Genomic DNA, 17,582 nt, shown 5'->3' with positions numbered 1-17,582 from the left:
GTCGGGCTGGAGGAAGTCGGGAAGGAAGGGTCGGTACGGCGCGGCGGGAACTGCGGCTCAGTACCAGTTGTTGTTCAGGAAGTGGTTCCAGGCGCCGCAGGGCGTGCCGTAGCGGCCGTCGATGTAGGACAGGCCCCACTTGATCTGCGTGACGGGGTTGGTGCGCCAGTCGTCGCCGAAGGCGTCCATCTTGGAGCCGGGCAGTGCCTGCGGGATGCCGTAGGCGGTGGAGTTCGGGTTGTCGGCCCAGTAGCGCCAGCCGCTCTCCTTGTCCCACAGCTGCTCCAGGCAGTTCCACTGGGTGGAGCTGTTCCAGGCGCCGCCGTCGTGCTTGTTCATCAGGTCGCGCCCGGCCGCCTTCACCGCGGGGATGTCCCGGCCGTCGAGCGGGTCCGCGGTGGTGGTGCAGTGGAAGGTCGCCGGCTGTGCGGAGAGCAACTGCTGGGTCCAGCCGCCCGTGTTGACGGGGCTGTCGTTGTGGTGGGCGATGTCGGTGCCCGAGCCGTCGGCCGGGTCGGCGTCCTTGTACCAGTACATGGCGCCGGTGGTGGCGATCCGGCCGTAGTAGAGGCCGCCGCCGGGTGAGACGACCTGGTCGAAGGCGGACCAGCCGGAGGACTTGAGGTCGTCGCGGTCCCAGCTGCCGTCACCGTTGATCTTGTACGAGTGCAGGGCGCCGGCCGAAGTGGTCGCCAGGAGCCGGTCGTCCCCGGCGGCCGTGAGGGTCTTCAGGACGAAACCGGTGCCGATCTCCTTGCGCTGCCCGATGTGCGCCGAGCCGGTCGGCTTGGGCTGGGAGACCAGGTACTGCAGCAGCATGCCCCCGGCCGTGCCGTACAGGTGGCCGTGACCGTCGTAGGTGAGCTTGTCGTGGGTCCAGCCGCTGTCGAAGAGCTTGACGGGCGGGCGCTCCAGGACGAGCGAGGTGTTGTTGGTGAGCACGTCGAGGCGGTAGAGCGCGCCGGTCGTCGAGGTGACGAGGACGGTGTTGAAGTTCAGGGTGGCCATGGCCTTGGGCTCGAAGCCCAGGTCGGCCCCGACGAGCACCTTCTTCAGGTCGCCGGTGGCGGGCGTGATGGTGCTGAAGGTGAACCGGCCGTCGGGGAGGACGCCGTAGAGGGACGCGGTACCGCTGCACGTGGTCGCGGCCTGCGCCGCGGGGGCGGCGGCGACCGCGGCGGCGGTGAGCAGTCCGGCTCCGAGGGCGCTGGACAGGGCGGCGGCCGCGGTCGTGCGGGCGGCCCGGCGGAGGGTGGTGGTCACGGTGTTCCTTCGTGAGGGCGTCAGCGGTGTGGTTCGGCGGCGCGGTAGCCGTGGGCGCGCAGGGGGCCGCGGGCGCCGGAGAGGAGGGCGCGGGCCTGGTCCAGGGCGGCGGCCTCGGTGGCGGCACGCAGGAAGAGGTAGAGGTCGACGCCGTGGTCGGCGGCCTTGGCCCGTACGTGCTCCAACCCGTGTGCGGCCTCGGCGTGGGCCCAGATCAGATCGGAGAGGAGCGCGAGCCCGCCGCGGCGGTGGTCGGGATCCTGGCGCGGGCCGGAGAGGGCAGCCCGGACGACGCGCACGGGGGCTAGTCCCAGTTGATGCTGCCGGCGGCGCCCGCCGGGAGCGCGTCTGCGCCGATGCCGGCGACGCTGGTGCGGCTGCCTTCGGCGGGAGCGACCGTGACGGTGACGGCGGCGGCGCAGAGTGCGGCGAAGGCGGCGGCGGCAGCGGCGAGGCGGGCGGTGCGGGACATGGTTTCCCCCGAGGTCAGGTGCTGGTGGTGGTCCGGGCGGTGCGGTGTGCTGCGCGCTGTACCGGATCGTCCTTGAGGCTCTGGCCCGAGCCGGGGGCTCTTGCCCCCGCCGTTCCGGTGATCACCATGTTGCTGCCCGGGCGGGCGGTGAAGAAGGGTTTCCACCTGGCACCAAAAGGCCTGGCACCTTGGTGCCAGGCATCGCCTACGATCACGGTGGCGGCGGCCCGCCGGGGCGGCCGAAGTAGCGCTGGGGGGCGTGGACTTGCTGCAGGCATTGGGTCTCGGGGCCGAGGTGGAAACCGTGTACCGGGGGATGCTGGCCGACCCGTCGGGCGGGGTCGCCGAGCTGGCCGCCCGTCTCGGCCTCACCGAGGCGCAGGTACGCGACGGCTTGGACCGGCTGGTCGACCTGGACCTGCTGAGACCGTCCCGCGACTGTCCGGGCGCCCTGCGGGCGGTCCGGCCGGAGCTGGGCCTGGAGCTGCTGCTGCGCCGCCAGGAGGAGGAACTCGCCCGGCAGCAGGAGGAGCTGGCCCGCAGCAAGGCGGCGGCGGCACAGGTCGTGTCCGAGTTCGCGGAGCTGCGCCCGAACACCGAAGTCGACGGCGCGGAACGCCTGGTGGGCATGGACGCCATCCAGAGCCGGCTCGAACAGCTCGCCCACGGGCTGGAGCGCGAGTGTTTGGCGATCCTGCCGGGCGGCGCCCTGTCCGAGGCCAGCCTGGAGTCCTCCCGGCCCCTCGACGAGCGGGCGCTGGGCCGCGGCATCGAGATGCGCTCGGTCTACCAGGACAGCGCCCGCAACGATCCGGCGACCCTGGCCTACGCCCGCTGGCTCACCGAGCAGGGCGGCCAGGTCCGCACGAGCCCGCTGCTGCCGCCGCGCCTGCTGGTCTTCGACCGCACGGTGGCCGTCGTCCCGATCGACCCCGCGAACTCACGCCTGGGCGCCCTGTGCACGAGCGCTCCGGGGATCGTGGCGTCCCTGGTCACCCTGTTCGAGCAGACGTGGCAGGCGGCCGTACCGCTGGGCGCGGACCGGGGCCGTACGGACGGCTCCCGCCCGAGCGCGGCCGAACTGGAGCTGCTGAAGCTGCTGGCCTCCGGCATGACCGACGAAGCCGCCGGCAAGCGGCTCGGGGTGTCGCTGCGCACCGTCCGACGGCAGATGTCCGCACTGATGGAACGCCTCCACGCCACGAGCCGCTTCGAAGCGGGCCTCAAGGCGGCCCAGCAGGGCTGGCTGTGAGTCAGACGCTCCGGACGAAGGCGGCGAAGGCCTCCGCCCCGACGGTGAAGGCGGGCCCGTCGGGATGCTTGGAGTCCCGCACCGCGACCCTGCCGGGCATGCCGTGGCTACCGCTGTACGAAGCCTTGCGCCATGCGGCTCTGCCGAGGGGCGCGCACTCGACGCAGTCCCCGCCGTTGGTGCTGCTGTAGGACGACTTACGCCACTGCACGCCCAGGTTCACACTGGTCCCCATAGCGTTCCTCCATTACGCGTGCGATCAGAAGGGCCGAATCCTCAGGTGAGAGGGCTGCGGCTTGCAATCGAGCGTATCCGAAGGAACGTTCCCTGATCACTTGCGGATTGGCGGTCATCCGGCCCGAGTCGTAGCTCTCGGTGTAGAAGAGATCCGGGTCGTTGTCGAAGCGCAGCAGGTTGAACGAGCCGGTCATGGCAGCGTGTTCACCGGCCGTGAAGGGCAGGACCTGGAGCTGGATCCAGGACCGGTCGGTGAACGTCAGCAGGTGCGCCAGCTGCTCCCGCATCACCTCTCGACCGCCGACGTTGCGGTGCAGCAGCGCCTCGTCCAGGACCACCAGCAGTACGGGTGGCACTGCGCGTGCGAGGATGCGCTGCCGATCCATGCGCGCCGCCACGATCTCGTCGACCCGCTCCGGGTACTCCACGCTGAGAAGGGCCTTCGCGTACGCCTCCGTCTGGAGCAGCCCGTAGACCACTTGCGCCTGGAAGGTGGAGATGAACGCGGCCCGCGCCTCCATCTCCGCATACGCCTGGAACCACGTCGGCAGGACGCTGCGCAGGACGAGGCCGACCAGGCGGGAGAAGTGACCGTCCGTACCGAGGGCGGCGTCCAGTCGTTCCGAGAAATCCCTGGTCGGGACGCGGCGGCCGTTTTCGACCATGCCGATCAGCGAGCCGGTGCAGAAGATGATCGCGCCCAGCTCGGCCTGCTTCAGGCCCGCCTCTTCTCTCAGGCGGCGCAGCTCGTAGCTGTAGTAGTCCAGCGGCGAGGCGCTGGGATCGATGTCGCGGGCCAGGACCATGGGACGGCACCCCCGAGCGGGAAACGGGCTTGTGGCCGAGCGTAACGACACCGCTGCGGCCCGGTGTCCGGAATTCGGCAACCATGTCACACACCTCCGCCCCGCCCCTGGGAGAGGGGACGGGGCGGGGGCGTCGCTCGGCGCGGGGTGGGGGGAGATCAGCAGGCGCCGAGGTCCTTCCAGACACCCCATTCACCGGTGGTGCCCGGCGTCTCGTTCTGCGTCCACCACTGGGCCCGGTACTTGCGGCCGTTGTGGGAGACCTCGTTGCCGGCGGTGTAGACCGTGCCCGCGACGTAGGCCGGGGTCGAGCCGCAGCCCGTGGTGGGCGGCGTCGTGGGAGGCGTCGTCGGCGGGGTGGTCGGCGGCGTCGTGGGAGGCGTGGTCGGCGGGACCGTGGTGCCGCCCAGGGCGTCGGAGATCTGGCCGAGCAGCGTGGCGTTGTTGTCCAGGCCGAGCAGGGAGTACATCATCGCGCCGGCCAGGCCGCGCTGCTTGCCGTAGTCGACCCGGGCCTGGATGGACTTCTGGTTCAGGCCGGTGAAGAACTCGCCGTCCTTGTAGAAGTACGAGGACTTCGACTGGTCGTCCCAGAAGGTGGTCGCCGCGTTGTCGACGATGCCGCCGAGCTCCTTGTAGTGCGCGATGCCCGCCTGCTGGCTGAGCGGTCGCGCGGCGGAGCCGCCGGTCGCGGTCTGGGCGAGGCCGTGGGTGGTGCCGGCCGGGACGCCCTTCCAGCCGCGGTAGTAGAACTCGTAGCCCAGCGTCAGCTTGTTGGCCGGGAAGCCGCCGGCGATGCCGTAGGCCGGATTGCCGTCGATCCAGGAGTCGATGGCATTGTCGATGCTGTACTTCTCGGTGCCCGGCGCGATCGGGTCGGTCGGGTCGGCCGCGGACGGGTACAGCGGCGACTGGTGGTACGTCGGCCCGTCGCCGTCCCAGGCGCCGTGCATGTCGTACGTCATGATGTTGGCGTAGTCCAAGTACTGGCCGATCTTGTCGGTCTCGATGTACTTGATCTTGTCCTGGCCGGCCGGCAGGGCCGCGGTCAGCATGTACTTCTTGCCGCCGGCGGCCGCGCCCTCGGCGTCGAGCTGCTTGCGGAACTCCTGGAGCAGCAGGGTGAAGTTCTGCTTGTCCTCGGGGCCGTAGTGGTTGCCGAGGTGGCCGCCGGCGGAGCCCGGGTACTCCCAGTCGATGTCGATGCCGTCGAAGATGCCGGCCGCGGTGCCGGGGCCGCCGAAGCCGCCCTCCACCGGGAGGTCGCCCTTGATGTACTGCTTGATGCAGGAGGCGACGAACTTCTTGCGGGAGGCGTCGGTCTTGGCGGCGTCGTGGAAGTACTTGGAGTACGTCCAGCCGCCGAGAGAGATGTTGATCTTCAGGTGGGGGTACTTGGCCTTCAGTTCCTTGAACTGGTTGAAGACGCCCACGATCGGCTGGTTCCACGTGTCGGCGACGCCGTCCACGCTGTCGGCCGCGCCGAAGGACTTCTGGTAGTCGGCGTAGGAGTCGCCCGCGCCGTCACCGGCGTTGGGGTTGTTGTCGTCGCCGGCCGCCTTGTTCGCCTCGAAGCAGGTGAGCTCGGTGGGGTGGATGTTGCCGAACGAGTAGTTGATGACGTCCAGCTTGCCCGCTATGCCCCGGGTGTCGAGGTGCTTGGGGTAGAAGGCGTTGCCGTACACGCTCCACTGGTCGTAGTAGGCGATACGGACGCCGCCCGCCGCCGCTCCGGTGGCGGTGCCGGCGGCCTGGGCCGTGCCGAGTCCCGCGAAGGAGGCAAGCGCTCCGGCTGCCAGCGCGGCCGTGGCGGCGGCCGCGACGAGGGGTTTACGGATGGGCATGAACTGCCTCCGGGGGGGTGGGAGGAGAGTGCGGAAGTTCAGGTGGAAGCAGTGATAGCGATCACCGCAACGCCCCGTCAATGGTTCGGACCAAAGAAGGACTAGACCACTCCCGACACATTTCCCCAAGTCAGAGACCTGAGCGCACATCAGAAACCGCCCGCCACCCCGGGTGACGAGCGGTTTAAGGTTCCCTTGAGACACGCTCCCGCAAGGTTTCGGCAAGGAACCAGCCAAACCCCGTTCTCACGCGGTCAGTCGGCGTCGGGTATCTCCGTCGGCATGCCGTACGCGTCCGCGACGAGCTCGTAGGAACGCAGCCGGGCCGCCCCGCTGTGCGCGTTGGCGGTCAGCATCAACTCGTCCGCGCCGGTGCGCTTCGCGAGGGCGTCGAGACCCTCGGCGACCGCGTCGGAGGTGCCGTGGACGATGTTCGCGAGCCAGCCGTCCACGAACTCCCGCTCCAGCGGGGTGTACGGGTACGCCGTCGCCTCCTCGGGCGTGGGCACCAGTCCCGGGCGCCCGGTGCGCAGCCGCAGCATCGACAGCGCGCCGGTGCGCACCTGGGCGCGCGCCTCCTCGTCGGTGTCGGCGGCGAGCGCCGAGACCCCGATGACGGCATAGGGGGCGTCGAGGACGGCCGAGGGCCGGAAGCTGCGGCGGTACAGGTCGAGCGCGGGCAGGGTGCCGGCGGCGGAGAAGTGGTGGGCGTAGGCGAACGGCAGCCCGAGCTCGCCGGCGAGCTGCGCGCTGAAGCCGGAGGAGCCGAGCAGCCACAGCGGCGGCCGGCCGGCCGGGCCCTGCACCGGTCCGGGGACGGCGTGGACACGGGCGTACGGGTGGCCGTCGGGGAAGTCGTCGTCGAGGAAGCGGGTCAGCTCGGCCAGCCGGCGCGGGAACTCGTCCGCGCCCTCTTCGAGGCGTCCGGGCCCGCGCAGCGCGGCGGCCGTGCGGCCGTCGGTGCCGGGGGCACGGCCGAGCCCGAGGTCGATCCGGCCCGGGGCGAGCGCCTCCAGGGTGCCGAACTGCTCGGCGACGGCGAGCGGGGCGTGGTTGGGCAGCATCACACCGCCGGAGCCGAGCCGGATGCGGGAGGTGTGCGCGGCGAGGTGGGCCAGGATCACGGCCGGTGAGGAGCTGGCGACGCCGGGCATGGAGTGGTGCTCGGCGACCCAGTGCCGGTGGTAGCCGCGGGACTCGGCGAGGCGGGCGATGGCCACGCTGGTGCGCAGGGATGCGCGTGCGGTGCTGCCGGCGCCGACGGTGACGAGGTCCAGGACGGACAGCGGTACGGGCGCCCGGCCGAGGGCGGCGCCCCGGATGCCGTTGCCGTTGCTGATGCCGTCGCCGTCGCGGTCCTGCTGCGCGGTCCTGCCCGCGCCTCCGGTGTCACTCATCGTCGCTCCCGTCCCGTTGTCCCCGTCCGCACGACGTCCGTGCGACACCGTACGAAGAACTCGAACCGTGAGCGGACGTGTCGCATTCCCGGTGTCACAGGGAAGCGCCCGTGACCTTGGCATATGCCATTGGCATAAATCCTGGCCGGCAGACGTGATCGAGCCATCAATCTCCCCAACAGGCGCTCCACATGCGCCTCTTGATGGCTATCGTGGTAGGGCAAGCGGTAACAACCTGCTAGGGGGAAACCGTGGCGCTGAAGCCCGAGCCGACCGCGCCGTTCCACTCGGTGCAGTACGCCCTGCGCGTGCTCGAAACGATCGCACGTCACACCGGTGGGGTGACCGACGTGCAGATCGCGCGTGAGACCGGCCTGCCCGCAGTGCACCTCGCCCCGATGCTGCTCATGCTGCGCCGGGAGGGATACGTCCTGCAGGTGGCGGACGGCGCCTACGCCATAGGGGACTCCCTCGTCCTGCTCGGGTCCGGCACCGACCGCCAGCAGGCTCTGACCGACAAGCTCCAGGAGACCCTCGACAGGCTGCGCGACTCGGTCGGCGCGGCCGTCTACATCAGCCGGTACGTGGACGGCGAGGTCAAGATCACGCAGTTCGCGGACAGCCCGCGCACCCCGAAGGTCCACGAGTGGGTCGACTTCCGGTCGGCCGCGCACGCCAGCGCGGTGGGCAAGTGCCTGCTGACGCAGCTCGACCTGAACGGGCGGCGCGACCACCTGTCCCGGCACAAGATCGCCCGGCTGACGTCGAAGACGATCGTGAACGAGCGGGTCCTCTTCTCCAAACTGGACTCCCAGCCGGCCACCGTCCCCATGCTGGACCTGCAGGAGTACGCCGTGGGCACGGTCTGCGCGGCGGTCCCGATCACGGCGGGCGCCTCGGTCGGCTGCCTGGCACTGTCGATGCCGGTCGAGCACGCGCACCGGCTGCGGGCCGCGGCCGACACCCTGAACCGGAAGGCCGCACCGCTGCTGCTGTCGCTCACGCTCTAGCGGAGCCGACAGGCCGGTGACCTCGGGTCGGCCCGGGCCCGGGCCCAGAAAACACTTCGGGCGGTTCCCGGTGAACCGGAAACCGCCCGAAGGACAGGTGCGCCGCCAGGGACTCGAACCCCGGACCCGCTGATTAAGAGTCAGCTGCTCTAACCAACTGAGCTAGCGGCGCCTGCTGACAGAGAAAATACTACCTGGTCCGCAGGGGTGCTCCAAACCACTAGCCGGGAAGCCTGAGGGGCGGTGCAGGCTCAGCGCTCAAGCAGGTCGAGGCGGCCCTGGGCCCGGTAGCGGGCCAGGAGGGTGTCGAGGGCCGGCCCGGTCAGGAGGGTGTAGCCGCCGGCCGGGGTGCGGTGCCAGACCGGGTCGGCGCAGCGGAAGCCGGCGCGGCGCAGGGCCACCCGGTGGACCTTGTTCGTCGCGGTGACGGGCATCTCCGGGACGACGCGGACGTAGCGCGGGGCCGCCTTGGTGCCCAGGTCCGGCTGGCAGGAGAGGAAGGCCTCGAAGGCCTCCGGGGAGAAGACAGCGCCGTCGCGGAGGGCGAGGGCCGCCATCACCTGGTCGCCGGCCACCTCGTCCGGGACGCCGTAGACGGCCGCCGCCGTCGCGTCCGGCCAGCGGGCCAGGATGTTCTCGATCACCGCCGCGGCGAGGTTCTCGCTGTCGACGCGGAGCCGGTCGTCGGTGCGGCCCGCGAAGTAGAGGAAGCCGGCGGGGTCGCGGAAGAAGAGGTCGCCCGTCCAGTACCAGCCGTCCCGGATGCGGTCGGCCTCCGCGTCCGGATTGCGCCAGTAGCCCTCGAAGAAGCTGCGGCCGCGGTTGACGAGCTCGCCGATCGCGGCGGAGCCGTTGAGCAGGCGGCCGTCCCCGTCCAGGAGTGCCGGCGGGCACTCCCGGCCCGTCTTCGGGTCGATCACGGCCAGGTCGTCCCCCGCGCCCGCCCGGCCCAGGGCACCCGGCGGCGTGTCCGGGGTGTGCTGGACGGAGGCGCCGCCCTCGGTGGCGCCGTAGCCCTCGACCAGGCGCACGCCGAAGCGTTCGGCGAAGCGGGCGGCATCCACGGCCCCGGCCTCGGTACCGAAGCCGAGGCGCAGGCGGTGCGAGCGGTCCTCGGGGCGCGGCTCGGTGGCCAGGAGGTACTGGATCGCACGGCCGACGTAGGTGAAGTACGTGGCCCCGTAGGCCCGTGCGTCGTCCAGGAACGCGGAGGCGGAGAAGCGGCGGCGCAGCGCCACCGCGGCGCCACCGACGAGGGCGGGCAGCCAGTCGGCGATGACGGCGTTGCCGTGGAAGAGGGGCATGCAGACGTAGTGCACGTCGGCCGGGCCGACGGAGAACCGGTGCGCCAGTGCCGCACCGGCGGCGGCGAGCCGGCCCTGGCTGCAGATGGCGGCCTTGGGGGCGCCGGTGGAGCCGGAGGTGAAGTAGAGGAGGAGGCGGGAGTCGGGGGCGGGGACGCGCAGGACGGCTTCGCCGGGCTTGGCGTCGGCGTACGGCGCGAGCAGGGCCGCGTACTCCTCGGTGCCGGTGACCAGGACGCGCACACCGGGCAGGTCCAGGCCGCGCAGCAGCGGCAGGTGGGCGGCCTCGGTGATCAGGAGCCGGCAGTCGGTGTGCAGGATGTCGCGGGCCAGCTCGGGGCCGCGCCGGGTCGGGTTGATCCCGGCGACGGCGGCCCCGGCGAGGGCCGCCGCGCCGAGCCAGAACGGGAACTCGGGGGTGTTGTCGAGCAGGACCCCGAGGTGCGGCTCGGCCCCGGCGGGCATGAGGTCCACGAGGAGCGCGGCGCGCGCGGCGGCTTCCCGGGCGGTCCGGTGGTGGCTGAGGACGTGCCGTTCGCCGTCCTCGTACATCAGGCCGGGCCGCGGGTCGCCCCAGGGGCGCGCGATGAGCTCCGCGACGGTTCCGGGTGCTGTCGTGGTCGTCCGCATGCCGCCGGAGGGTAGCTGACGTGTCGTCAGAACTGAACGTCCGAGCAGGCGTAGAAGGCCATCGGGGTGTCGTTCACGGTCCAGACCGCCAGGATCAGGTGCCGGCCGGTCCTGCCGCTCGGCATGGCGCCCTGGTGGACGGTGGTCATGGCGGGGCGGGCGCCGTTGTAGGCGACGGTGAGGAAGGGCTGGGGTTCGAGGTCGGCGCGGGTGAGGGCTTTGGTACCGGTCCAGCCGTTCTTGGTGACGTAGTACTTGAAGTCGGTGGTGGAGTGGTTGGCCGTGAACTGCCACCGGAAGGCGTAGCTCTGCCCGCTGGTGACCTTGGTGGTGGGCCAGGCGCCGCCGCGCGGGTTGTCGAGCTCGGCGAACTGCGGGAGGCCGCCGGAGCATATCCGGCCGTCGGCAGGGCCGGCGGCCGGGAAGCCCTTGAAGCCCTCGACACTCTGCGGCTCCCACTGGATCGCGCCGCAGTCGGAGACAGCCCTGTTGGCGCAGAGCTTCTGGCGGCTGATGGGGGTGTCGGTGTAGCCGTGACTACTGGCGGTGGGGGCGCCGATGAGGGTGACGCCGGCGACGAGGCCGAGGCCGAGGGCGGCGACACCGGCCCTTCCGGGCATGCGAATGGGACGCATGATGCTCCTTGAACGTGGGGGGAGTTCGGCTAGAGCGCGCGCGAGTTGGGGAGGGCGGGTCATTCAGGTCTAGACCAAGTTCCAGACTATGGACGGGAGTTGGCCATGTCCATACCAATGGGGGAACGGGTGGTCCGGTCGCTTCCGGCCACCCGTTCCCGTTGCGGTGCGTGTCCGATGTGCCCGCCTACTCGGTGCGCCCCGTGCAGAAGGCGACCGTGAGGTCCTTCACCAGGGCCTTGCGCTCGTAGTCGTCGAGTTCGACGAGACCGCGGGAGGTCAGGCGGTGCACGGTGTCGTCCACGGCGTCCACCACCGAGGTCAGCACGGCGTCCCGGTGCTTGGCGTCGATCGCGGCGACCCGGCGGCGGCGCATGGCCTCGGCCACCTCGGGTGCGTACTCGATGCGCGTCGGCTGGGCCGAGAACACGTCGATCCCGACCGCCTCGGTCTCGGCAGCCAGCATCCGGGTCAGCGCGTCGCCGACGGCCTCGGCGTCGCGCAGGCTCGGCGCGTCCTCGTGGAAGGCGTCCGCGGGGAGCTGGGACAGGACCCGGGCCATGGCCGACTCGACCTGCTCGGCGAGGTACTCGGTGTGGTCCGCGACGGCGAGCGTGGCCCGGGCGGTGTCCTTGACCTGCCAGACCACCTGGACGACCACCTGGAGGGCGAGGCCGCCGGAGTCGACGGCGGGCATCGGGTCGCTGCGCCAGTGGCGCAGGCGTACGTCGACCCGGCGGCGCAGCAGGAGCGGGCTGACCCAGGTCAGGCCGGTACGGCGGACGGTGCCCCGGTAGCGGCCGAAGAGGGTGAGCACCCACGCGTGGCCGGCCCGGGCCCGGCCGAGACCGCCGAGCGCCACGAGGGCGACGATGCCGAGGAAGGCGAGCGGTGGCCAGTGCACGGCGTGCAGGCCGCGGTAGGCGCGGGGGGCCGCGCCGAAGGCGGCGAGGAGGGGGGCGGGGACGACGCCGGCCCGCCAGAGCACGGCGGTGCAGCCGGCGAGGGCGAGGCCTCCGACGGCGACGCCGACCCAGCCGGGCAGCACGGGGCCGCGGTGCTCGCGCAACCGGTCGTCGCCGCGGGGCACCCGGCGGCCGGGGGCGGCTGCCCGGCGGGGCCGGGCGGGGAGGCCGTCGGCCGGGGCGGTGGCCTTGGTGTGGATCCGGGCCGAAGTCGCAGCCGGGGCCGGGGCGGGCGCGTCGGCGTGGAACGGGAAGTGCACGGGCACCTCGGTGACGGCGGTGCCGCGGTGCGGGGCGGTGACCTTCGGCAGGTCCAGCGTGTCGTCGTCCTCCTCCGCCGTGCCCATGCCGCGTGCCACCGCCAGGGCGACGATGTCGGCCACCCCGGGGCCGGGCACGCCGGAGTTCGGGAGGTCCGGACCGCCGGTCCCGGAGTCGGACTCGCACTCGGACTGCTCCCGGGCAGCGGGCACCGTCGGCTCGACACCGTGCGGTACGGGCGCGGCCGGCGCGCCGGTGCCGTATCCCGCCGGCCTCAGTTCCCGCTCCGCCGCCCGGCCCGGCGCCGGAACCTCACCGGCCGGCGCCGGGACCACGGCGGGCGCGTCCTGCGCCGGCGCAGCCGGCGCGGCATACGGGCCGGGCGGAACGGGCCGCCGGGGCTGCACCGCGGCGGCACCCGCGCGTGCCTCGCCCTCGACCGGCTCCGCCACGGGCGCCGGGCCGAGGCCGGGCCCGGCCTCGGCCCCCTGCGACCCTCCTGCGACGCCGTCCGCATTCCCGGCCGGGGATGCGGCGCGCGACCCGGCCGGGGAGGGAACGGCGTCCGGCGTGCGGGCAGGGGCCCCCGCACGGGACGGAACCCGACCGGTCGACGCGGATGCGCCGCGCGCTGCCGGGCCGCACCAGGCCGGGACGTCCAACTCGGCACCGGCCCCGTCCGGCGCCTGCGGCGCGGCGCGGCGACCCTCCACGGAGGGCGAAGCCGCCCCGGCCGGGGTCGAGGCGGCGGGGGGCGCGGAGGCGGCGACCCGTTCGGCCCCGTCCACCGGCCCCGCCGCAGACGACGGCACGACCTCCCGGCCCGGCGCCTGCGGCGCAGCGCGCAGGTCTCCCGCGAGCGGCGCACGCTCCCCGGCGGGCGCCGGCGAGGCGTCCGGCACGGAGGCCGGAACCTCGGGGGCACCGGCACGGGAGCCGGCCCGGCCCGTCGAAGCGGACGCGGCGCGCGGCCCAGGTGCCGCTGCCGGGCCGCACCAGGCCGGGACGTCCAGCTCGGCACCGGCCCCGGCCTCGTCCTGCGGCGCGGCGCACCGGTCTGCCGCGAGGGGCGCAACCTCCCCGGCGGGTGCCGGGACGGCACGCAGAACCGAGGCCGGGGCGGCCTCCGGGGCTCCCGCCGAAGACGCATCCCGATCCGTCGACGCCCTCACGGCGGGCGCGGCAGCGGCAGCCGGCTCCGGGGCCGCCACCCCGGGCAGAGCTCGACCGGAACGGGCGGCGTCGGCGGGGGCGAACTGCGGAGCACTCGCCCCCGGCAGCGCCCCGCCGGTCGGCGCCGGGGTGGTGGGGTCCGGCGGGGGTGGGAGGCGGAGGGAGAGGGTGGGGGTCGTGGTGGCCCAGCCGAAGGTGGTCGGGGCGGGTGCGGGGGCGGCCGGGACGCGGAGGGTGCCCGTCGTCGTCGTGGTGCGCGTGGGGTACATCGTTACCTCCGTCATGCGAACAGCCGGCGCCAGGTTTCCGGGCCCGGGTAGCCGTTGGCCGCGGCGCCCCGCCAGCCCTGCGCGCGCTGGAAGGCCTCGACGTTGCGGCGGTCCGCCTCGCCCCAGCGGGCGCCCGGGCCCGATGTGTAGTGCTTGCCGAAGCCCTTCTTCACCAGCTGCCGGCCGAGGGCCTCGACGGCCGGGTGGGACTGGCCCGGGCGGAACACCGACGCCCCGGGCCAGGCCCGTACGCCGCCCGGCCCGGGCGCCCCGCCCACCGTCGGCGGGATGTTCCTGCCCTGCTTGTCGACGAGCAGGCGCCAGGTGTGCGCGCCGGGGACGCCGTCGGCGTCGGCGCCCGTCCAGCCCTGGGCCCGCTGGAAGGCCTGGGTGGCCAGCCGGTCGTGGTCGCTCCACGTCCGGTCGGCGACCCCCTTGGGGTAGAAGCGGTACGCCCCGCGCTCGATCAGCATCCGGCCCAGCTGGGCGACGTGGTCGTTGGTCGCGCCCGGGGCGAACTTGTCCGCACCGGGGAAGGTCTTCGCGGCGTCGCCCGGCTTCGGTCCCGCCGGCGGTGCGGGGACGGTTCCCGGGGCCTCCGGGACGACGCCGCCCGCCACACCGTTGAACCGGTAGGGGACGTACTTCGCCGCGTTGGCCCAGTACCCGTAGGGCGTGGCCAGCTTCCGCGTCGTGGGCCGCGTCTGCTCGTAGGCGACGTAGTGCGTGCGCGTGCGGTCGACCCAGCCGCCGAAGAGGACCACGTGCGAGCCGTTGGTGGGGTCGGCCGGGTTGTGGAAGAGCAGCATGTCGCCGGGCAGCAGCTCGTCCTTGGTGATCCTGGTGGCGAACTTGTCGAGGCTGCCGGTCCACTCGTTCGAGCCGAGGTTCCAGGCCATGGAGACGTAGCCGGAGCAGTCCTGCCGGTATCCGTCCGTCCAGTAGGCGGACATGCTGTACGGGACCTGCGCGTCCAGCCACAGCTTCGCCCGGTTGATGATCGTCGTCCGGTCGATCCGCTTCACGGCGCCGGGCCGGCCGGGGGCCCCGGGGCTGCCCTGCTTGCCCTTCGGGCCGTGCAGCGGGGTCCGCCCGCCCTGCGGGCTGCCGGGGTCGTCGAGGGCGACCGGCCCGGTGGCCGGTGCGGTCAGGGCGACCGCGGTGGCGCCGCCACCGCCGAGGACCACACCGGCGGCGGTGGCGAGGACCAGCGCCCGCCGGGCGCCGCGCGCCGCGGGGTGCCCCCCGTCCCGGAGCGGTATGGCGCGGGCCCGGGCGAGGGCGCGCCGGCGCTCGGCGCATCCCCGGCACGCGCAGTCGCCCGCGGGCTCGTACTCCTCGAAGGCGGGCATCGGCATCTGCTCACGCGTCGGGGGCTGCATCGTCATGCGGTTCCGTCCACTCCCCTGCTGTTCCGGTGGTCGACCGGGGCCGCACCTGATAAAGCATCAGATGCGGTCGGCGCAGACATATCGTGCACGATAAACCGCTCAAACATGGGTTAATCGGACAAGGCGGGCGTGGCTGGTCACGAGCACCCACACAGGTGGGGTAGAGTTTTCCCTGTCAGCAAGCGCCGCTAGCTCAGTTGGTTAGAGCAGCTGACTCTTAATCAGCGGGTCCGGGGTTCGAGTCCCTGGCGGCGCACAGACGGAGGAAGCCCCTCACAGTGAAAGCTGTGAGGGGCTTCTTCGTTGCGCCGGGTGTCACGCCGCCGTGCCGGGGCGGACTCCGACGCCCGTCAGGTAGGCGGAGACCACCACGTTCGCCGTGTACGCCTTGGCCGCCTTGTCGTACGTTCCCCCGCAGGTCACGAGCCGCAGTTCCGCGCGGCCCGCGACCCGCGGACCGTACGCCTCGTGCGCGTCGAAGGCCGTGCGCTCGTAGACCCGTACGTCCTCGATCGTGAACTCGGCGACCGAACCGTCCGCCCGGACCACCCGCACGGCGTCACCCGGCTGGGCGGAACTCAGACCGTAGAAGACCGCCGGCTTGGAGCGCGTGTCCACGTGCCCCACCATCAGCGCCGTCCCCGCCGCGCCCGGCTGGACGCCCTGCCCCCACCAGCCCACCGTGCCCGGGCTGTCGTACGGCGGCGGATCGATCGCGCCGTCCTTGTCCAGGCCCCGCGGGACCACCGGGGCCTGGACGCCTATGGACGGCACGTCGACACGCTGCGGCGGGGACGCGGCGAGGGGGGCGTGCGCGGCCGGAAGGCCCGCGCCCACCGTCCCGCCGGCCCGACCGGGGGACGCGGCCGGCGCCACCGTCAGCTCACGACCCCACAGCCACAGGCCCAGCACCAACACCGACCAGGCCGCGAAGGTCAGCAGCCGACCGCCGGCGGAGGCCCTGGCGGCCTCGTCGTCCGTCCGCCACTCGCTCACGCGGCACCCGTCCCCTCACTCACCGCTGCGGCGGCGGCGCAGCGTCAGCGCCCGGCCCGCGACCGCCAGCGTGGCCACCGCGGCGAGCACCGCGCCGACCAGCGTGTGCGGCATGCCGGGGCCGCCGCCGTCGTGCTCCTTCTTCGCCGCGGTGACCAGGCCGGGGGCCTGTGCGGGCCGGTCCGCCATACCGCCGCCGCCGGCGTGGACCGGCCAGATCGGGGAGGCGTGGTGGGAGGGGTGCCGGTAGGCGGACACCTGGACGGAACCGGTGAACTTCTCGTCGCCGTCGCAGTACACCCGGACGGCGTGCCGGCCGGGCGAGGCGTGCGAACTGATCATCGCGTCACCGTGGAGCGGGCTGTGGCGCCCGCCGTCCCGCCCGTAGAGGGCTGCGTCCGCCACGAAGACGGCGGACTTGGCCATTCCGCGGCTGCCCTCGCACCCGTGGACGCGCAGCTTGACCTGCGCCCCGGGGTGGGCCGGGCTCGGGTCGACGGTGATGCTGCCGCGGCCGCCGCGGTCCTCCTCGCCCGCGAGGGCGGTCGGCGCGGCCACCGCGGAGCAGGCCGCCAGGACGGCGGCGACGGTCGCGGTGCGGACAGCGATCGGAACACTGCGCATGGTGAACCTCCTCGACAAGGAGATTCACGCGCGGCACGCCGCCGCGCATCCGGAGCGGCGCCGTACGTGTCAGCCGTACGCCCCGAACGCAGTACGCGCGGACGGCCGCGGGGCCCGCCGACCGAGGCCCGTCAGACCAGGTCGACCAGGTCCGCGATCGAGGCGACCGTCTTGGTCGGGCGGTACGGGAACCTCTCGGTGTCCTGCTCGGTCGTCAGGCCGGTCAGGACGAGGAAGGTCTGCATGCCCGCCTCCAGACCGGCCAGCACGTCGGTGTCCATCCGGTCGCCGATCATCGCGCTGGTCTCGGAGTGCGCGCCGATGGCGTTGAGCCCGGTGCGCATCATCAGCGGGTTCGGCTTGCCCGCGAAGTACGGCTGCTTGCCGGTCGCCTTGGTGATCAGCGCGGCGACGGCGCCGGTGGCCGGGAGCGGGCCCTCGGTGGAGGGGCCGGTCTCGTCGGGGTTGGTGCAGATGAAGCGGGCGCCCGCGTTGATCAGGCGGACCGCCTTCGTCATCGCCTCGAAACTGTAGGTGCGGGTCTCGCCCAGGACCACGTAGTCGGGCTCGTGGTCCGTGAGGACGTAGCCGATGTCGTGCAGGGCGGTCGTCAGGCCGGCCTCGCCGATGACGTACGCCGTGCCGCCCGGGCGCTGGTCGTCCAGGAACTTCGCCGTGGCCAGGGCGGAGGTCCAGATGTTCTCGACGGGGACGGCCAGTCCCATGCGGGACAGCCGGGCCTGGAGGTCCCGGGGGGTGTAGATGGAGTTGTTGGTGAGCACCAGGAAGGGCTTGCCGGACTCGCGCAGCCGCTTGATGAAGGCATCCGCGCCCGGGATCGGGGTGCCCTCGTGGATGAGGACCCCGTCCATGTCGGTGAGCCACGATTCGATCGGCTTGCGCTCTGCCACTGGACTGCTCTCCGCTCTCGCGTGCCTGCGACCCCGACTTCTGGTCTGTACCACCTGTTTCTCCACCCTATCCGGGCCGGGCCGTGGACGGGAGGGACGTCCACGGCCCGGACTCCGGGGCGCCCTGGCACCGCCCGGCCGA

Annotated in this window: 16 protein-coding genes and 2 tRNA genes; 3 read left to right on the top strand and 15 right to left on the bottom strand. The window is 73.0% G+C overall.

The window, feature by feature from the left end:
- Positions 1 to 57: 57 nt before the first annotated feature.
- Genes IF89_RS0102665 through IF89_RS45785 form a run of 3 tightly spaced genes read right to left on the bottom strand, consistent with a single transcriptional unit; the run spans position 58 to position 1,735 of the window.
- Positions 58 to 1,263 carry a peptidase S1 gene (locus IF89_RS0102665; RefSeq protein WP_030760449.1) on the bottom strand — a complete coding sequence of 402 codons (1,206 nt, stop codon included), beginning with the start codon at positions 1,261 to 1,263 and terminating at the stop codon, positions 58 to 60.
- 20 nt (positions 1,264 to 1,283) lie between these two features.
- Positions 1,284 to 1,562, bottom strand: a complete 279-nt coding sequence (locus IF89_RS0102660) for a hypothetical protein (protein WP_030760448.1) — start codon at positions 1,560 to 1,562, stop codon at positions 1,284 to 1,286.
- Between the two features lie 5 nt (positions 1,563 to 1,567).
- Positions 1,568 to 1,735 carry a hypothetical protein gene (locus IF89_RS45785; RefSeq protein WP_158717788.1) on the bottom strand — a complete coding sequence of 56 codons (168 nt, stop codon included), beginning with the start codon at positions 1,733 to 1,735 and terminating at the stop codon, positions 1,568 to 1,570.
- Positions 1,736 to 2,000: 265 nt separating this feature from the next.
- On the opposite strand from IF89_RS45785, the gene IF89_RS0102650 reads away from it, so the two are divergent.
- Positions 2,001 to 2,987 (top strand): LuxR C-terminal-related transcriptional regulator, encoded by a 987-nt coding sequence (locus IF89_RS0102650; RefSeq protein WP_030760447.1) that lies wholly within the window; start codon positions 2,001 to 2,003, stop codon positions 2,985 to 2,987.
- Between the two features lies 1 nt (position 2,988).
- On the opposite strand, the gene IF89_RS0102645 is transcribed toward IF89_RS0102650, so the two are convergent.
- The 4 genes from IF89_RS0102645 to IF89_RS0102630 all read right to left on the bottom strand — a co-directional run bounded on the left by IF89_RS0102645 (position 2,989) and on the right by IF89_RS0102630 (position 7,271).
- Entirely contained in the window at positions 2,989 to 3,222 is a 234-nt protein-coding gene (locus IF89_RS0102645; protein ID WP_030760446.1) for a DUF397 domain-containing protein, read from the bottom strand.
- Positions 3,185 to 4,030 (bottom strand): helix-turn-helix domain-containing protein, encoded by an 846-nt coding sequence (locus IF89_RS0102640; RefSeq protein ID WP_030760445.1) that lies wholly within the window; start codon positions 4,028 to 4,030, stop codon positions 3,185 to 3,187. Before IF89_RS0102640 ends, IF89_RS0102645 begins: the two co-directional genes overlap by 38 nt.
- A 158-nt stretch (positions 4,031 to 4,188) precedes the next feature.
- Entirely contained in the window at positions 4,189 to 5,874 is a 1,686-nt protein-coding gene (locus IF89_RS0102635; protein ID WP_030760443.1) for a glycosyl hydrolase family 18 protein, read from the bottom strand.
- Between the two features lie 254 nt (positions 5,875 to 6,128).
- Positions 6,129 to 7,271, bottom strand: coding sequence for an LLM class flavin-dependent oxidoreductase (locus tag IF89_RS0102630; RefSeq protein ID WP_030760441.1), 1,143 nt, complete (start codon positions 7,269 to 7,271; stop codon positions 6,129 to 6,131).
- 251 nt (positions 7,272 to 7,522) lie between these two features.
- Here IF89_RS0102630 and IF89_RS0102625 point away from each other — a divergent pair, with 251 nt between their 5' ends.
- Positions 7,523 to 8,281, top strand: coding sequence for an IclR family transcriptional regulator (locus IF89_RS0102625; protein ID WP_030760439.1), 759 nt, complete (start codon positions 7,523 to 7,525; stop codon positions 8,279 to 8,281).
- A 98-nt stretch (positions 8,282 to 8,379) separates the two neighbouring features.
- Here the strand turns inward: IF89_RS0102625 and IF89_RS0102620 are convergent.
- The 5 genes from IF89_RS0102620 to IF89_RS0102600 form a co-directional block, all read right to left on the bottom strand.
- Positions 8,380 to 8,453: transfer RNA gene (locus IF89_RS0102620), tRNA-Lys, on the bottom strand.
- Between the two features lie 79 nt (positions 8,454 to 8,532).
- A complete protein-coding gene (locus IF89_RS0102615) occupies positions 8,533 to 10,215 on the bottom strand; it encodes an AMP-binding protein (RefSeq protein WP_030760437.1) in 1,683 nt (560 codons plus the stop codon).
- Positions 10,216 to 10,241: 26 nt separating this feature from the next.
- Complete coding sequence (locus IF89_RS0102610) at positions 10,242 to 10,835, bottom strand: lytic polysaccharide monooxygenase auxiliary activity family 9 protein (RefSeq protein WP_030760435.1); 594 nt, start codon at positions 10,833 to 10,835, stop codon at positions 10,242 to 10,244.
- 202 nt (positions 10,836 to 11,037) lie between these two features.
- Positions 11,038 to 13,518: an SPFH domain-containing protein gene (locus tag IF89_RS47430; RefSeq protein WP_234327643.1), complete on the bottom strand. Its 2,481-nt coding sequence runs from the start codon at positions 13,516 to 13,518 to the stop codon at positions 11,038 to 11,040.
- 11 nt (positions 13,519 to 13,529) lie between these two features.
- Entirely contained in the window at positions 13,530 to 14,876 is a 1,347-nt protein-coding gene (locus tag IF89_RS0102600; RefSeq protein ID WP_030760429.1) for a peptidoglycan-binding protein, read from the bottom strand.
- A 215-nt stretch (positions 14,877 to 15,091) separates the two neighbouring features.
- On the opposite strand from IF89_RS0102600, the gene IF89_RS0102595 reads away from it, so the two are divergent.
- A tRNA-Lys gene (locus IF89_RS0102595) sits at positions 15,092 to 15,165 on the top strand.
- Between the two features lie 59 nt (positions 15,166 to 15,224).
- Here IF89_RS0102595 and IF89_RS0102590 read toward each other — a convergent pair.
- The 3 genes from IF89_RS0102590 to IF89_RS0102580 form a co-directional block, all read right to left on the bottom strand.
- Positions 15,225 to 15,905, bottom strand: coding sequence for a class F sortase (locus IF89_RS0102590; protein WP_030760427.1), 681 nt, complete (start codon positions 15,903 to 15,905; stop codon positions 15,225 to 15,227).
- Positions 15,906 to 15,920: 15 nt separating this feature from the next.
- Positions 15,921 to 16,529 carry a hypothetical protein gene (locus tag IF89_RS0102585; RefSeq protein ID WP_030760425.1) on the bottom strand — a complete coding sequence of 203 codons (609 nt, stop codon included), beginning with the start codon at positions 16,527 to 16,529 and terminating at the stop codon, positions 15,921 to 15,923.
- Positions 16,530 to 16,660: 131 nt separating this feature from the next.
- Positions 16,661 to 17,440 carry an HAD-IIA family hydrolase gene (locus tag IF89_RS0102580; RefSeq protein ID WP_030760422.1) on the bottom strand — a complete coding sequence of 260 codons (780 nt, stop codon included), beginning with the start codon at positions 17,438 to 17,440 and terminating at the stop codon, positions 16,661 to 16,663.
- Between the last annotated feature and the right edge of the window lie 142 nt (positions 17,441 to 17,582).

Source organism: Streptomyces sp. NRRL F-2664, assembly GCF_000719345.1.
Taxonomy (GTDB): domain Bacteria; phylum Actinomycetota; class Actinomycetes; order Streptomycetales; family Streptomycetaceae; genus Streptomyces.
Note: the sequence above shows the minus strand (reverse complement) of the source record. Positions and strands in the feature narration are given on the sequence as shown.

What these genes read in the sequence shown, in the direction of transcription:
- IF89_RS45785 (WP_158717788.1), bottom strand. Translation starts at nt 1,735, where the DNA reads ATGTCCCGCACCGCCCGCCTCGCCGCTGCCGCCGCCGCCTTCGCCGCA.
- IF89_RS0102645 (WP_030760446.1), bottom strand. Translation starts at nt 3,222, where the DNA reads ATGGGGACCAGTGTGAACCTGGGCGTGCAGTGGCGTAAGTCGTCCTAC.
- IF89_RS0102640 (WP_030760445.1), bottom strand. Translation starts at nt 4,030, where the DNA reads ATGGTCCTGGCCCGCGACATCGATCCCAGCGCCTCGCCGCTGGACTAC.
- IF89_RS0102635 (WP_030760443.1), bottom strand. Translation starts at nt 5,874, where the DNA reads ATGCCCATCCGTAAACCCCTCGTCGCGGCCGCCGCCACGGCCGCGCTG.
- IF89_RS0102630 (WP_030760441.1), bottom strand. Translation starts at nt 7,271, where the DNA reads ATGAGTGACACCGGAGGCGCGGGCAGGACCGCGCAGCAGGACCGCGAC.
- IF89_RS0102615 (WP_030760437.1), bottom strand. Translation starts at nt 10,215, where the DNA reads ATGCGGACGACCACGACAGCACCCGGAACCGTCGCGGAGCTCATCGCG.
- IF89_RS0102610 (WP_030760435.1), bottom strand. Translation starts at nt 10,835, where the DNA reads ATGCCCGGAAGGGCCGGTGTCGCCGCCCTCGGCCTCGGCCTCGTCGCC.
- IF89_RS47430 (WP_234327643.1), bottom strand. Translation starts at nt 13,518, where the DNA reads ATGTACCCCACGCGCACCACGACGACGACGGGCACCCTCCGCGTCCCG.
- IF89_RS0102600 (WP_030760429.1), bottom strand. Translation starts at nt 14,876, where the DNA reads ATGCCGATGCCCGCCTTCGAGGAGTACGAGCCCGCGGGCGACTGCGCG.
- IF89_RS0102585 (WP_030760425.1), bottom strand. Translation starts at nt 16,529, where the DNA reads ATGCGCAGTGTTCCGATCGCTGTCCGCACCGCGACCGTCGCCGCCGTC.